Raw genomic sequence first — 17,760 nt, 5'->3', positions numbered from 1 at the left:
TTTTATTGATTTCTCTTACTAATTGTCAAAAATTGCTTAATTCGTGCTTTGCCTTTTTCTAACTGTTCCGAGCGATCGCTAGTTTCCGGCAAAGATACTTGTTCATTTTGCTCCTGACTTAAATATTTAGCCAAAGAGCTAATAGTCGGATATCTAAACAGTTCTAAGATCGATAAATTTTGCTGAAATCTTTTTTGCAGCTGGTTATGAATCTGCAACAAGAGTAATGAATGACCACCCAGTTCAAAGAAATTGTCATGAATACCCACTTCATGAACATGCAGTGCTTCTTGCCAAATCTGAGCAATGATTTTTTCTACCTCAGTTTGGGGTGGTTGATAAGTCGCAGCTAACTCCGGACGTGTTTGGTCGGGTGCTGGCAAGGAATGGCGGTCTACCTTACCATTCGGTAGCAGTGGTAGAGTTTCCAGAATCACAAAAGCTGACGGCAACATATAGTCAGGCAGTTTCTCTTTCAGGAAATGATGCAGTTCACTGACCGTAATCGCCTGTTCCTTTTGAGCAACTACATACGCCACTAGTTGCTTATGATTTGGTCTATCTTCCCTTGCTATAACTACAGCATCCTCCACTCCCGAATGTTGAACTAGCGCCGCTTCAATTTCTCCTAGTTCAATCCGGAAACCACGAATTTTTACCTGATTATCTATCCGTCCAAGAAATTCTAGATTTCCATCAGCTAAATAACGAGCTAAATCCCCAGTTTTGTATAGCCGTGTTCCTACTTCAGGAAAACCCAAAGAAAATTCTTGGCTTTCTTGGCATCTACCCTTCGGGAACCCGCTTCGCGTGTATGGCGGTTCATTCTCCATCCCCATTTTATGGAACACCGAAAAAATATTTGGTATAAACCGCTCCACCGTCATCTCAGGTCGGTTGAAATAACCCCTTGCCAATCCGACTCCACCGATATACACCTCACCCGGTACACCAATAGGCACAGGCTTGAGGTTTCTATCCAGCACATATACTTGGGTATTAGCTATGGGACGACCAATCACAACCCGCGCCGGAACCCTATCTTGTGGACTTATACTGTAGCAAGTAACGTCAGCAGATACTTCCGACGAACCGTAAAGGTTTAAAAGAGTACTTTCCGGCAGCGTCTGGCGAAACTTTTGTAATAAGTTATGAGAAAGTGCTTCCCCACTTGTTACCCAAAGCTGCAACTGAGGCAGCCGCTGTTGTAAGTGAGTGTAGGTGTCCAAGAGTACACGTAGCAACGAGGGGACAACAACCAGCCGTGTAATCTTGTTGCTAGCCAGAATTTCTATGAATTGTTGCGGAGCCTTAACAACACTATCTGGTATGATAACAATCCGAACTCCTTGGAGTAGGGGCCCAAAAATTTCCCAAACCGAGTCCACAAAATTTAAGGATGTCTTTTGACAACACACCTCCCCCTGTTTAAAAGGATAGTTCTGCCACATCCAAGCAAAACGATTGACAGCGCCTTGATGCAGACCTAAAACTCCTTTGGGTTTACCTGTAGAGCCAGAAGTATAGATGACATAAGCCAGACAGTTGGCAGTAGAACTATTAATAGGGTTGTCTTGGCTTTCTTGGGCAATACTACTGCGATCGCTGTCCAGACAAACCACCCGTGCCTGATGTGCTGGAAGTTTCTCCAGCAAATGTTGTTGAGTCAGTAGCAGTGACACTTGGGCATCTTCCAACATCAAAGCTAAGCGCTGTTGCGGATAAGTTGGGTCTATTGGTACATAAGCCCCACCCGCTTTCAGGATCGCCAACAGTCCAACCAGCATTTCTGTTGAACGTGGCAAACAAATTCCTACCAGTACCTCTGGTTTGACTCCCAGCTTTTGCAAATAGTGCGCTAGTTGATTAGCTCTTTGATTTAATTGAGTATAGGTTAATTGCTCGTCTTGAAAAACGACTGCTACAGCGTCAGGTGTGCGTTCCACCTGGGCTGCAAATAACTGATGGATACACTGGTTTGGATACTCAGTCTCGGTGTCATTCCACTCGACTAATAACTGCTGTTGTTCAGCTTCACTTAACAGTGGTAACTCCTCTAGCCGCTGTTCTGGATTGGCAACTATGCCGGAAAGTAATCTCTGGAAATGCTCTGCCAGCCGTTGTATAGTTTGCGCCTCGAACAAGTCAGTGTTATACTCCACGCTGCCAATGATGCCAGAGGCTGTTTCTGCCATATACAGTGTCAAATCGAACTTGGCAGTGCCACTATCACTTTCTAAGGTACTCAAGGTCAAACTTGGTAACTCTATCTCTAAACTGTGTGCATTCTGAAGCACAAACATCACTTGAAATAGAGGTGTGTGACTTAAATTGCGCTGGGGCTGCAATTTTTCTACTAATTTTTCAAAGGGCACATCTTGGTGGGCATAAGCTCCTAAAGCTACTTCCCGCACCCGACGCAGCAACTCTCGAAAGCTAGGATTGCCAGATAAATCGGTTCGCAGCACTAAGGTATTGACAAAAAAACCGATTAACCCTTCTATCTCCCTGTGGTTACGATTGGCAATGGGAGAACCAATCACAATATCATTGTTTCCCGTGTAGCGATACAGCAGGGTTTTGAAGGCTGCCAGCAAGGTCATAAATAAGGTGCTTCCTTGTTGCTGACTCAAAGTTTTCAATGCAACAGTTTGCTCTGGAGATAGCCGGAAAGAATGGGTAGCACCCCGGAAGGATTGAACAGCAGGGCGTGGGTGATCAGTAGGTAACTCTAGAACAGCTGGCGCACCATGCAACTGCTGACCCCAGTAAGCAAGCTGAGATTCCAGTACTTCTCCTGTGAGCCACTGCTTCTGCCAAGCGGCAAAGTCTATATACTGAATTGGCAATTCAGGTAACGGGGAAGGTTGCCCGTGACAAAAAGCTTGATAAAGTGTCGCCAATTCATGCACTAGCACACTTGTTGACCAACCGTCAGAAACGATGTGGTGCATGGTCAATAGGATCACATATTCCTGTTCACTAAGGCGGAGTAATTTCACTCGCAACAGAGTATCAGTCTCCAGGTTAAAGGGCTGTTGTGCCTCTGCAAGTGCTAGTTCTTTGACTTTGGTTTCTCGTTGAGCAGCAGGTAATTCCGCCAGGTCAATGACTGTTAATAGCTGCGATGTTACCGATGAGATAAATGCTACGGGTTGCCCTTCGACTGTCTTAAAATTAGTTCGCAAGGCTTCGTGACGGCGTAGAATTTCATTAAAACTCTGCTCTAGCGCTGCTAGATTTAACTGCCCCTGTAAATGTACGGCATCGATAATGTTGTAAAAAGGACTGTCAGGCTCTAACTGAGCCAGGAACCAGAGTCGTTGTTGGGCAAAGGACAGGGGTAAATCTGCCGTCCGGGAAATACGTTGAATAGGCGGTATTTCTAATCCTAAGTCTGCTTTGGTAGCTTTTTCAATTTCCTTGGCTAGCCCCGCGACTGTTGGCTGGTTAAACAAGCAACGCAAGGGTAGTTCCACCTTAAAAACTTGCCGCAGTTGCGAAATAACACGAGTAGCCAGCAGGGAATGTCCCCCTAACTCAAAGAAGTTGTCGTGAATCCCCACTTTTTGAATGCCAAGCACTTCTGCCCAGATTCCAGCTAGCATTTCTTCAACTGGTGTGGAAGGAGCTACAATATTAGACTCAGATATTAGTTGTGTTGGGTCTGGTGCTGGTAGCGCCCGGCGGTCTATCTTGCCATTGGGTGTCAAGGGTAACGCTTCTAGGATGACAAAAGCTGTTGGCAGCATGTAGTTTGGTAGTTTTGCCTCCAAAAAGCGGCGCAGTTCGGGAATAGTCAGTGTCTGGTCTGGGTGAAGAGTGATATAGGCTACTAAAGTTTTATTTGCAGTGTCATCCTCCCGAACAATAACCACACTCGCCGATATTGCTGGGTGTTGGCTGATGACTGCTTCAATTTCTCCTAGTTCAATGCGGAAACCCCGAAGTTTCACCTGGTGGTCAATGCGACCTATGTACTCTATATCACCACTAGGTAAATAACGAGCTAAGTCCCCAGTCTTGTATAAACGCACTCCCGGTTCGTTACTGTAGGGATGGGGAATGAATTTTTCACAAGTCAAATCAGGACGATGCAAATAACCTCTAGCTAGGCTAGCGCCACCGATGTATAGTTCTCCAGAAACTCCAATCGGTACTGGCTGCAAGTGAGAGTCGAAAATATACAACTCGGTGTTAGCAAATGGGCGTCCTATTGGTACTAATTGGTCGTTAACTAACTCCTGAGTTGTGGTTTCAAACCATGAACTGTCAATTGTGGCTTCGGTCAAGCCGAAAGAGTTAATTAAGCGAGTATGGGGACCGCAAAAGTTCTGAAATTTTTGATATTCTTTTGTGTACCAAACATCAGAACCACAAATCAGCAACCGCATAAAGTCAAGTTGCTGTTGACTCTCCTCTAGGTACTGCATCAAGTTTCGCAAAACTGCTGGTACAAATTCGGCACAGTCAACTTTTTCTTCAACCATCAGGTTGTATAGGTCTTGGGGAGACAGTAGTAGGTCGCGGGGGCATAAAACCAGTTTGCCACCCGAACAAACAGCACGAACTAAATCTCCAGAAAAAACATCGAAGGAGAAACTTGCCATTTGCAGGTGACAGGTGACGTCTGTGTGTAGGTGGTAAGTTTCTTCCCAAGCAAAATAAGCATTGACGAGGCTGCTGTGCTGAATTGCCACACCTTTTGCTCGACCTGTAGAGCCTGATGTATAAATTACATAGGCTAGGTTTTCAGGTTTCGCCCCACTGATAGGATTATGTAATGTAACAGGAATATTACTGAAATAATTAGTATCAATAAGTATAACTTTAGCTGTGTGTGGTGGGAGTTCTGCGACTAGCCGTGCCTGGGTCAGCAGTACCAAAGGCTTGGCATCTTCCAACATCAAAGCCAACCTTTGTGGTGGATAGGATGGATCTAGGGGGATATATGCCCCGCCTGCTTTAAGAATTGCCAGAATAGCAATTACCATTAAGAGCGATCGCTCAACACAAACCCCCACTAATACCTCTGGTCCCACTCCCAATTTTTGCAATTCATGGGCCAATTGGTTGGCACGGCAGTTGAGTTCCCGATAAGTTAATTGCTGGTCTGCAAAAACTACGGCTACAGCATCAGGGGTGCGTTCCACCTGGGCTTCAAACAACTGATGAATGCATAGGTCTTGGGGATAATCACTCTGAGTGTTATTCCACTCCACCAATAGCTGCTGTTTTTCAGCTGCTGTTAAAAGTGATAATTCTTTCAGGCGCTGTTGGGGATTGGCAACCATAGCGTTGAGCAAAGTTGCCAGATGTCCTAGCATACGCTCAATAGTGGCAGCAGCAAAGCGTTCACCTTCATTGTAGGCAATGGTAAGCAACAGCTCTTTACCCGGGATCACACTTAGTGTCAGGGGATAGTTAGTCTGTTCAATACTACGAAAATTCTTAATTGCCAGGTCTAAACCTGGTTCTGATAAAGAAATATCTACGGGGTAGTTCTCAAAAACTATAATACTCTCAAACAGAGACAGACCTCTGTTAACTTCACTCCAGCCCTGAATTTCTACGAGTGGGCTATATTCGTACTGCCGTGTCTCAACTTGTTGGACTTGAACCTGCTTTAGCCAAGGTAGGAGGAAAGCTTCGGGATCAACTTTGACTCGGAATGGCAGTGTGTTGATAAATAACCCCACCATTGATTCGGCTTTGGGCAGGGCCGCCGGACGACCTGAGACTGTTACCCCAAATAAGACGTCTGCTTCTCCACTATAGCGGTTCAGGAGTAAAGCCCAAGCTCCCTGCACGAGAGTGTTGAGTGTTAGCTGATGTTTTTGTGCTAGTGATTGTAGTGCGGCTGTGGTTGATGCTTGTAGCCGCAGTTCTTGTTCTTTGTAGTTATCAGTAGGTGTTTGCTGATCATTCTGGTTTTCCCCTATCTTTGTGGGAGCAGTAAAACCTTTGAGAGTCTGCCGCCAAAATGTTTCAGCTTCGGAAAGATTTTGCTGTTGTAACCAGACGATGTAATCCCGGTAAGGACGTGGAGATGGGAGGAACAGAGTTTGACCTTGAGCGAAAGTTTTGTAAAAGGCCAGAACTTCTTGGAAAATTAAAGGAACAGACCAACCATCTAACAGCAGGTGATGACTGCTCCAAATGAAATGATAAGAATAGTCGGTAAGTTGAATCAGCACCAAACGCATCAGAGGTGCAACTGTCAGATTAAAGCCTTGGCAGCGATCGCTTGACAAAAAAGCCTCAATTTGTCCCTGCTGTGCAACTGATGACAAATGCCGCCAGTCCTGATGCACAAAAGGTAGTGTTACCTGACGATGCACGACTTGCACAGGTTCTTTTAAGCCTTCCCACAGGAAACAGGTCCGCAAAATTGAGTGTCGATTTACGACCTGCTGCCAAGCACGATGGAAGGCTGCAATATTGAGATTGCCTTCTATGGTGCAGCTAAATTGGTCAAAATATACTCCTGATTTGGGATCTGCAAGACAGTGAAAGAGGATGCCCTGTTGCATGGGCGAGAGGGGATAAAAATCTGCAATATTTTTCATGCCCATATCACATTCCTCTAATGACTGCGGTAATTGCATCCAGATCGGCTTGATTCCATTGGCTTTGCTGAAATTCGGCAAAATCGGAAGGAGTAAAGCCACCTGCATCGGGAGATTGACAGTGAGTAATTAGCGATCGCAATGCATCTATATAACCAACAGCCAATTTTTCCACTGTTGTATTTCGATATATCTCTTGACTAAAACTCCATTCCAAGCGCAATTGACCTGCACTCACCATTCCGTTAATTTCCAAAAGGTATGGCAGGGTTTCCTGTGGACTGTAAACGCGACCACTTGATTCTGGGGCGAACTGAAATAGAGAGGATGAAGACAAACTCTGGTCAAACTGACCCAGATAGTTAAACGCCACCTCAGCTTGAGGTAATGCTTGCAGTACTTGGGCGGCTTCATCACCTCTGAGGTAGCGCAATATCCCATAGCCCATGCCCTGATTGGGAATGCGACGCAGTTGTTCTTTAACTGCTTTTAAAGCTTCTCCAGGATGACTATCGGGACTTACTTTCAACACTACAGGAAAAACGGCAGTAAACCAACCCACAGTCCGGGATAAATCTATCGATTCTGAAAACGCTTCCCGGCCATGGGCTTCTAAATCTACTAACAAACAATCCATCCCCTGCCACTGGGCAAAGGTTTGTGCCAAAGCTGTCAGTAACACATCATTGATTTGAGTGTTGTAGGCTTGGGGAACCTCTTGTAACAAAGCTTGAGTTTCTTCTCGACTCAAAGCTACAGAGACAATTTGAGCTTTAGCCATTGTATTCTCTCCCCCTGGAAAGTCCACGGGTAGGGAAGCAATGGGTTGTTGCAGTTCTTGTTGCCAGTAATTGAGTTCTTGCTTGAATACGTCTGCTTGGGCATAGGCTTGTAGTTGTTCAGCCCACTGTTTGAAGGAAGTCGTTTTAGAAGCCAGCTGAATTCTTTGGCTACAACAGATTTGCTCATAACTCCTGTGCAAATCCTCCAACAGGATGCGCCACGACACCCCATCAACCGCTAAGTGATGGATCACAATCAGTAGGCGCTGTTGATTGCAGCCGAGGTGAAATAAGGCGACCCGAAGCAATGGCCCTTCAGATAAATTGAGGCTGGCTTGGAATTCGTTGGCAGCGTCTGCAATTGCTTGTCTTTGTTCAGTTTCCGGTAAAGACGAAAAATCTCGCTGCACCAACGGAACTACGCCATCAACATCAGCATTCATCTGCTGCCAACCAGATATACCCTTGACAAAACGCAAGCGAAGTGCATCATGGTGCTGGAGTAACGCTTGCACTGCTTTCTCTAAGCAAGTAATATCCAGTGGTTGCTTTGGTGCGAGCAGAACTGCTTGATTATAGTGGTGAGGAAAATGGAGATTTTGGGCAAAGAACCAGTGCTGAATGGGTGTCAAAGGTACTGTTCCGGTGACAATTCCTTGTTCGGCGGCAATAATCGTCTCAGTTGTACTGACTACTGCTACTAATTCCGCGATCGTCTGGTATTGAAAAATCTGCTTTGGTGTTAATTGTAGTCCGGCTTCCCGAGCTTTAGAGATCACCTGAAGACTGAGGATGGAGTCTCCACCTAATTCAAAAAAGTTATCGTTGATACCTACCTTTTCTCTACCTAGTACCTGCGCCCAAATCGCAGCTAATTGTTTTTCGACTGTAGTTTCAGGAGCGATGAAAGCTGATGCTATTTCTGGAGTTTGCTGTTCTGGTGCTGGTAGTGCTTGCAGATTTACCTTACCGTTGGGGGTTAAAGGCATGACTTCCAGGAATACGAAGGCAGCAGGAATCATGTATTCTGGTAACTTTTCTTTCACAAAGTTACGCAGGTCATGGCTGAGTGCTGAGTGATGAATATTACTATTATCTAAATCTTGTGCTTCTTGCTTAGGAATTTCCGACTGGGGGCGATCGCTACCCGCTATGAAATCCTCTTGCCCTCTGCCTTCTGCCTCCTGCCCTCTGCCTTGTTTGTTACGAACTATATAAGCTACTAAGCGTTTATTTCCCGCTTTTTCTTCTCGTGCTAAAACTGCTACTTCTCGCACGGCGGGATGTTGACTCAGCACCGACTCAATTTCTCCTAACTCGATGCGGAATCCCCTAACTTTCACTTGATTGTCAATCCGTCCTAGGAATTCGATGTTGCCGTCTTGACGATAGCGTACCAAATCCCCTGTTTTGTATAATCGCGCTCCTGGCTGATTGCTGAAGGGGTGGGGAATGAATTTATCGGCGGTCAAATCTGGACGGTTGAGGTATCCCCTCGCGACACCAGCACCGCTAATGTATAGTTCACCAACAACACCGACGGGAACTGGTTGCAAATATTTATCTAATACGTAGGTTTGAGTATTGGGAATCGGGCGTCCTATTGGCATTCTGGGTGACTGGTTGTCTGTGGACGCTAACAGTAATTTGTATGTTGTTGTGACAACAGTTGCCTCTGTAGGACCGTAGGTATTGATCAGTTCTTGGCGATCGCCTACACAATTTTGCCAAATTTCTACTTGTTTCCCCTGCGCTTGCTCTCCGCCGATAATTACTAAACGGAGTGAGTCGGGCAGCCGTAAATCTGCTGTGGAGATGTCAGACATGAGTTGTTGCCAGTAGGCAGTCGGCAAATCTAACACCGTCAGCTTTAAATCCTGGCACTTTTGCAGAAATGTCTGTCCATCACTGAGCATCTCATCAGTACGTAGAACCAAAGTTCCACCACACGTCAGGCAGGGATAAATTTCTTCTGCTGCGGCATCGAAACTAATGGAGGCAAACTGAAGCACGCGATCGCCCTGTGTCAGTCCATATTCACCAATAGCAGCTTCCGTAAAATTAACTAAAGATTTATGTGTAACTAATACACCTTTGGGTGTACCTGTAGAACCGGAAGTATAAATCACATAAGCTAAATTTTCGCTTCCAGTATTACTAAAGGGATTGCTCTGGTTCTCTTGCGAGATGGCTTGCCAGTCTGTATCCAAACAGACAACACATGCTTGATGCTCAGGCAGTTCTTTGACTAATTTTTCCTGAGTTAGAAGTACAAGCGCTTGGGAATTCGCCAAGATGTAGGCTATACGTTCCTGGGGATAGTTTGGGTCTATGGGCACATAAGCGCCGCCCGCTTTTAAGATGGCTAAGATTGCGATCGCCATCTCTAAGGAACGCTCAACATAAATCCCTACTGGCACTTCCGGTTGCACTCCCAACTTTTGCAAATAATGGGCCAGTTGGTTGGCTTTCTCGTTGAGTTCTCGGTAAGTCAACTGCTGATCTGCAAACACCACCGCCACTGCATTTGGTGTTCTTTCCACCTGGGCTGCAAACAGTTGATGAATGCACTGGTCTTTGGCATAGTCTGTTGTTGTTTGATTCCAATCTACAAGCAGCTGATTTTCCTCAAACTTAGTCAGTAAAGCTAATTTTGAGATATTCTCATCGGGGTGAGAAACAATCCCTGCCAGCAAAGTTTGCCAATGCCCGATCATCCGGTTAATGGTGTCTGCCCTAAACAAGTCGGTGCTGTATTCTAAGGCTCCCATTAGTCCCAGCTTTGTATCTTCTAAGAACAAAGTCAAGTCAAACTCAGCAAATCCACTGTCTACAATTGAGGGAGTCAATTTCAGACCAGGCAATTCTAGGGCTTGCAGTGGCGCATCCTGAAAGACGAACATCGTTTGGAACAGAGGGTTATGACTCAATGTCCGTTCTGGTTGCAGTTCTTTCACCAGTTGCTCAAACGGTAAGTCTTGATGGGCATAAGCTGCCAAGGTAGTTTCCCGTACCCGTGCTAATAGTTCTCGAAAACTAGGGTTGTTAGAAAGATTAGTTCGCAAAACCAAAGTGTTAATAAAACAACCTAGTAAATTTTCGGTCTCAATTTGGTTACGATTGGCAATGGGAGTACCAACTACCAGGTCTGTTTGTCCTGTGTAGCGATAGAGCAAAGTCTTAAATGCCGCAAGTAACACCATGAACAAAGTCACGCCTTCCTTTTGACTTAAGGACTTCAGTGCCTCTGTCAATGATTGAGGAAGGATGAGAGTTTGGCGCGCACCTCGCAAGCTTTGAACCGCCGGACGTGGATTATCTGTTGGTAAGGCGAGAACTGGAGGTAAGTTTTCCAGCTTTTGCCGCCAATAAACTAATTGAGACTTGTACGTCTCGTCATCCAAAGATTGTCTCTGCCAAAGAGCGAAATCTGCATACTGGATAGGCAATTCTGGCAAAGCTGGGGCAGTGCCATCACAAAAGGCTTGGTAAAGTGTTCCTAATTCTCGATAAAAAACTCGCCACGACCAACCATCAGAAATGATATGGTGCATGGTTAGGAGCATTAAATGTTCTTGCTCTTTTAGCCGGATGAGCGTACCTCGTAATAAAGGATCTTGACTGAGATCGAAGGGTTGAGTTGATTTTTCAGTGACTATTTGTTTGATTAATTCTGCTTGTTCAGTTTCTGAACGCTCTTGCAGGTCTATTATTGGTAATGTGACTGTTAGTGCTGGGGCAATGACTTGGATTAGTTGAGTATCTACAGTGTGAAAAGTGGTGCGCAGTATTTCATGCCGTTTAATGATTTCGTTCAGACTTTGCTCTAAAACAATACTTTTAAGATTACCTGTAATCCGAAACAGATTAGATTCATTATATAAGGGAATATCTGGTTGTAATTGGTAAAGAAACCACAACCTTTCCTGAATTAAAGATAAGGATAAGACTTCAGAAGCTTTTCTCTTAGGAATTGATGTCGACGTAATATTTTTTAAATTTAATTCTTTCTGTTTTAGACGCAGTTCAAACAGCGCTCTTTGTTCTGGAGAAAGTGCCGCAATTCTTTTTGCAAAATCATTCATAATGAATCACCCAAAAAAGCTGAGTGCTGAGTAATGTCCCACAGTCTTTTTCACTTGATACTCTTCTGTTATTTTTTGCAACTTATATAAGCTTGTCATCACAGAATCAAAATCCAAGCCAAAATCAATCAAACACGCAATTTCATCAACACCAATTGATTGCATATATTCAATAGTTTCACGACAGGTTGCGATCGTTCCTATCATGACTCGTCCTTGAAAATAGCGTTCAAAAGCAAATGATAAAAGGCTATTACGATCTTCTTCCGTAAAAGATTTTATATCTACCTGAAAATTAATTGTTTTGGCTAAGTTTTCAACTAGTCCAAAATGAGTTTTTAAATAATTGCAAAAAGGCTCCTTGACTTTCTGCTTTACTGATTGAGTATCTTCCCCAATAAAAGTATGCATCATCAGCGCTACTTTTCCACTCTTGGGATCATGCCCGTGTTGCACCAAAGATTCACGGTAAAGAGAGATTTGTTGTGCTAAATCCTCCGGAGTGGCGTATAGCAAAGAAGTTAAAACATTAGCTCCAATCTTTCCAGCACCAATAAATGTATTATCTGCTTGACAAGTAATCCAAATCGGTAATTTTGATTGTATGGGACGCGGGAACGTTTTAATATTGACAACATTTCCAGTTCCTCCTTTAAATGCAATTGATTCACCTTGCCAAAGTTTTTGGACTGTCTCAATACCCCGCCACATTATCTCTTTGCGAACTGCATAATTTTCTGGAACTAATAAAAAATCATCAGCGTGCCAACCGGGTGCAAAAGAAAGACTAACTCTACCCTTGGAAAGATTGTCAACTACACCCCATTCTTCGGCAACTCGTACGGGATGTTGTAATGGCATGACAATACTACCAGATCGTAGCTGAATTTTTTCAGTTACCATTGCCAAAGCAGCACTAATTACCGATGGATTAGGATAGAGTCCTCCAAAGGGGTGAAAATGCCGCTCAGGAGTCCAGATTGCTGCAAAATTATGTTGATCAGCAAACTTGGCTGTTTCAAGTAAGAGATGATATTTATCTACTTGGGTTGTTGACCCATCACCAGAAAAATATAGTAAGCTGAATTCCATTTTGAGTTACTTACAATTGTCTTAAAAATAAGGCAGAAGGCAGAGGGCAGAAGGGGTAAGAATTTTTATAGCAAGGTTTGTGCCATAACCTAGTGTAATTAGCTGTTTTGAAAATAGCGATCGCAGATCAAATTAGGAGCAAACCCATAATCCATCTGTGTACCCTGCGGGAAGCCGCGCTTGGGCGCGTCTACATCGGTGTGCATCTATCTGTGTACCCTTCACCGAAGCCTATGAGCGCGTCTACGTTATATTCTTCATCTCCTCGTTGTTGGCAATTGCCCGTGAGAGTCTAGTGGTCTGTTTCATTAGTTCTGAGGGATTAAAATTAAACCGCCATACACGCGAAGCGGGTTCCCGAAGGGTAGACGCCAAGTGCGCCAAGAGAAGAGGAAAAAAGGGTAATTCATCAAATTATGTAACCCATCAAAATTAATGACACAAACCACTAGCTTGTGATTCTTTAGCGAGTTGTTGTTTAATTTCATCAAGTGAAAGATTTTCTACCTCTGCTAATAGTTGTTCTATCTCTTTCAATTCTTCTGCTTTCGGTTGTTTTTCTGCAATGAAAATAGCTAGTTCAGCTACAGTGGGGGCTTCAAATAAAAGAGTACGCAGGGGTAAGTCTAATTGGAATATTTCACGCAGGCGAGAAATTGTTTGTACAGCTAGTAAAGAGTGTCCGCCTAATTCAAAGAAGTTGTCATAAATTCCTACTTTGTCAATACCTATCAGTTCTTTCCAAATATTGGCAATACTTTCCTCAATTTCGTTACGGGGAGCAACATAAGTAGTTTCTTGGAGAGTTCGTGCATGTCTTGTGCCAGATAAGTGAGTAAAATTCTCTGATTGAGAGTTAAGAAAACTTGATGAAAGAAATTGATTAAATTGGTCAATGACTAATTGTAATTCTTGTGTGGAAACTAAAATTTGAGGAAGTGGATTTGCCAAAATCCGCTCAAATGCTTCTACTGCTTCTGCTGTCAAAAGTCCATTTTTGAGAGTTTCAGAGCGCCATTTCTTAAGTTCTTTAGGAACAGCAGTATTGACTGCCATTCCCACTTCTTGCCATGCATCCCAGTTGATTGCTAATGTCAGTTTACCATTTTTCGATGTATTAAAATGAGCAAATTTATCTAAAAATGCATTGGCTGCACAATAATCTACCTGTCCAAATCCTCCAGAAATTGAACTCAGAGAAGAACAAAGTACCAAGAAATCTAAATTGATGTCTTTGAGGACTTCATTTAACACTAATGTTCCCTGCAATTTGGGAGCAAAAACACTGTTTACAATCTCTGAAGTTTTCAATTGAACTATACCACTTCCCGGAACTCCAGCTGCATGAATGACGCCATTAATTTCCCCAAATTTTTCTAGAGATTGAGCAACCGCGCTTTGCATTTGTTCATAATTAGTGACATCGGCAGGCAATATTAAAACTTCAGCCCCCAGTGTCTCTAATTCCTGCAATTTTTGAATTTTGTGGCTAGTAGGATCAGATGTATCATGAGTTGCTTGCCATGGTTGCCAATGCTCTTTTGCTGGTAATTGAGAACGTCCAACAAGGATAAGTTTAGCTTGTACTGTTTGGGCAAGATATTTGCCAAGTTCTAAGCCTATACCCCCTGTACCACCAGTGATTAAATATACTCCTTTTTGCCGTAATCGTGTTTTGCTGCTGGTAGGTTTTTCTAAAGTTATCGGTTCAAATACTTGTACCCAACGATGATGATTGCGGTAGGCGATGATAGATTCGTTGGGTTCTGCTGTAATTTCTGCCAGCAATTCTTGTACAAGATGGTCAATGCTGGAAGTCAGTAATACTACATCAATTTGACGGCATTTTATACTTGGATACTCTTGGGGTATAACTTTACAAGGTCCTAAAATAGTGGCTTTTGCAGGCAATAATTCCTCATTACCAGTGACATCATAGAGGTGATTACTCACAACTAAAAGTTGAATTGTTGAGTCACTAATATTTTGCTGTCCTAAAGCTTGTGCTAGGTAAATCAAACTCCAGAAACCATGATTTTGAATTGTTTCTAGTGACTGATTGATTGAATTAGTGAGACTCCACAAATGAATGATTGTTTCTGGTATTTTACCTTGTTGTTGAATAGCTTGGAGCAAAGTATAATAATCATCTTGTTGGGCAGGATTGATTGTGTAAGTGTTGTGGTTAACTTGGCTAAATTCCTCACCTACTAAGACTGCGATCGCATCTTGTCCTGTTTGTTGCAAATGTTGAACAATTTGCGAACCTATGGTGCATTCATCAACAAAAACCAGATAACAAGTAGACTTTTTCTTTCCAGTTTTGACTAGAGGAATTTGTTTCCACGAAGGAACATAAAACCAGTCAGCTATATTGGATTTTTTACCAAGTTTACTTTCCGCTTGTCCAGATTTTTCTACTGTTAATTGGGGTTCAATCCAGTAACGCTGACGCTCAAATGGGTAAGTTGGTAATGGTACGCGCTGACGTTGTTCGTGAGCATAAAAACCAGACCAATTGATAGTAACTCCCGCTAACCAGAGTCTACCTAAGATGTTGAGTATAAAAGCTACATCCGATTGTTTGTCCTGGGGGTGGCGTAAGCTTGGCAAAACCACCTGTCCTGCTGCTTGGTGGGAATGCTGTTTGGCGAGTGTACACAAAGTACGTCCTGGCCCCACTTCTAGGAGAATCCGATTTGGTTGTTGCAGTAATTGAGATATTCCCGCACTAAAGCGCACAGGGGAGCGTAAATGTTTTGCCCAATAATTAGGATCTGTGGCTTCTTCTGGGGTGATCCAAGTTCCTGTGACATTGGAGATAAAAGGTATCTTGGGAGGATAGAGTTTTACCTTTTTAACTTCAGCAATGAATGGTTCTAAGATCGGTTCCATCATCTGGGAATGGAAGGCGTGGGAAGTATGCAGGCGGCGACATTCTACGCCTTTGGCTTGCAGTTGTGCCGCAAAAGTGTTGACGGCGTCATGACTTCCCGAAACTACACACAAATTGGGAGCGTTGCTAGTAGCTAAAGATAACTCTTGATGAAGTAAGATTTTGACTTCTTCTTCTGGGAGTGGAACAGAGAGCATTGCACCTGTTGGTAGTTGCTGCATCAGTCGTCCCCGCATCGCAACCAGAGTTAAAGCTTCTTCCAGAGACATCACATCAGCAAGGCAAGCCGCGACATATTCGCCGATACTATGGCCAATCATGGCGCTGGGAGAAATCCCCCAGGACATCCACAACTGAGCCAGCGCATACTCAATTACAAACAATGCGCTTTGAGCGATACTGGTTTGTTTGAGTTTTTCTGCTGCTTGCACCTGATTTTCATCGGGATAGAATAGCGATCGCAAATCAACCCCTAACAAAGGTTTGAGCATCAAGCAGCAACGATCCAGATATTTACGGAATATCACCTCAGTCTGGTAAATTTCTTTACCCATTTCCACATACTGAGCGCCTTGTCCCGGGAACATGAAGGCGATGGGACGTTCTAGCGGTTCTTGAAAGTGGGTTAAAACTCTTTGTACATCGTGCCTATTTAATGTATTGACAGCATCTGCAATATCCTGGCATACCAACATACGACGATAGTCAAATTCCCTGCGCCCCACTTGCAAGGTATAAGCCACATTTGCCAAGTTTTCTTCCGGATGTTCACTCAAATGGTGAGCGAGATTTTTAGTCGCATTTTCCAGGGCAGATTCTGTTTTGGCAGAAACTAGTAACAATTGCCAAGGACGAGATTGTAGAGACGTGCCACGTCTCGTCTCTACAACTGGTGCTTCTTCCAGAATTACATGGGCATTAGTGCCACCAATTCCTAAGGAACTGACACCTGCACGGCGGGGAGATTGTAGAGACGCGAGATCTCGCGTCTCTACTTCCCATTGTGTGGGTTTTGTATTGACATAAAAAGGACTATTGGCAAAATCAATCTCAGGATTGGGCTGCTGAAAGTTCAGGCTCGGTGGTATCAATTTATGCTGGAGAGCCAGGGCGGTTTTGATGACCCCTGCTACTCCGGCAGCAGCATCTAAATGACCGATATTCGTTTTGACAGAACCTATGGCACAGAAGCCTTTTTTGTCAGTATAGTCGCGAAAAACATTGGTCAGGGCATTGATTTCAATGGGATCACCCAAATTAGTGCCTGTGCCGTGTGCCTCAATATAGCTGAGGCTTTCCGGTTCCACTCCCGCCAAAGCCAGCGCTTCTGCTATGACTTCAGCTTGACCGTTGACACTGGGTGCAGTGTAACCAATTTTACCAGAACCATCGTTATTGATCGCAGCTGCTTTAATTACTGCATATATGTGATCCCCATCTGCGATCGCATCTGCAAGACGTTTTAAAACTACCACTCCTACACCATTGCCAATAATTGTTCCCTGTGCTTTGGCATCAAAGGCACGACAGTGGCCATCTGGCGATAAAATTCCTCCTTCTTGATACAAATAACCTGTTTTTTGTGGCACTCTAATTGAAACTCCACCTGCCAATGTCATGTCGCATTGGTAATTTAATAAGCTTTGGCAAGCCAGAGTTATTGCTACTAAGGAAGTAGAACAAGCTGTTTGAATTGTGACACTCGGGCCAGATAAATTTAATTTATAAGAAACACGAGTAGTCAGAAAATCTTTATCGTTACCAATCAACTTTTGAAAACTATTCGCTGACCCGATTTGGTCACGATTTATATTAAATGATAAATAGTTATTTAAACTAGCACCTGCATAAACACCAATCCGACTTTCACACCTCATAGAATCATAGCCAGCGTTTTCTAGTGCTTCCCATGCACATTCTAAAAACAGACGGTGTTGTGGATCGGTGATTTCAGCTTCTTTAGGATTAAAACCAAAAAAAGCAGCATCAAATAAATCTATATCTTCTAATATTGCACCTGCTTTCACATAATTAGAGTTATTTAATAATCCAGGTTCGATTCCAGCAGCGATTAACTCTTCATCTGTAAACAGAGAAATTGATTCTACTCCTGAGTGCAAATTTTGCCAAAATTTTTCAATATTTTTGGCTCCAGGGAAGCGTCCTGATATACCAATAATTGCAATTCCTTCCATTGTCTTTCCTACTTTGTTAAAATATGAACGAATTATCTGCTACCTTGAAATTGTTCTGCTAAGAAAAATATTCAAAACAGGGAAAAAGCGAACACAGATGAACACAGATGTAGACGCCCGTAAGGGCGGCTTCCCGTAGGG

Annotated in this window: 4 protein-coding genes; all 4 read right to left on the bottom strand. The window is 43.6% G+C overall.

Going from position 1 to position 17,760, the window contains the following annotated elements; translation table 11 throughout:
• Positions 1-2 precede the first annotated feature (2 nt).
• Entirely contained in the window at positions 3-6,575 is a 6,573-nt protein-coding gene (locus tag UYI_RS0112030; protein ID WP_157226331.1) for a non-ribosomal peptide synthetase, read from the bottom strand.
• A 1-nt stretch (position 6,576) separates the two neighbouring features.
• Positions 6,577-11,436, bottom strand: coding sequence for a non-ribosomal peptide synthetase (locus tag UYI_RS0112025; protein WP_016866916.1), 4,860 nt, complete (start codon positions 11,434-11,436; stop codon positions 6,577-6,579).
• A 6-nt stretch (positions 11,437-11,442) separates the two neighbouring features.
• Positions 11,443-12,528 (bottom strand): LLM class flavin-dependent oxidoreductase, encoded by a 1,086-nt coding sequence (locus UYI_RS0112020; protein WP_016866915.1) that lies wholly within the window; start codon positions 12,526-12,528, stop codon positions 11,443-11,445.
• A gap of 432 nt (positions 12,529-12,960) precedes the next feature.
• Positions 12,961-17,619 carry a type I polyketide synthase gene (locus tag UYI_RS0112015; protein WP_016866914.1) on the bottom strand — a complete coding sequence of 1,553 codons (4,659 nt, stop codon included), beginning with the start codon at positions 17,617-17,619 and terminating at the stop codon, positions 12,961-12,963.
• Positions 17,620-17,760: the final 141 nt, after the last annotated feature.

The organism is Fischerella muscicola PCC 7414 (genome assembly GCF_000317205.1).
GTDB lineage: Bacteria > Cyanobacteriota > Cyanobacteriia > Cyanobacteriales > Nostocaceae > Fischerella > Fischerella muscicola.
This window is presented reverse-complemented; position numbering and strand designations above follow the sequence as displayed.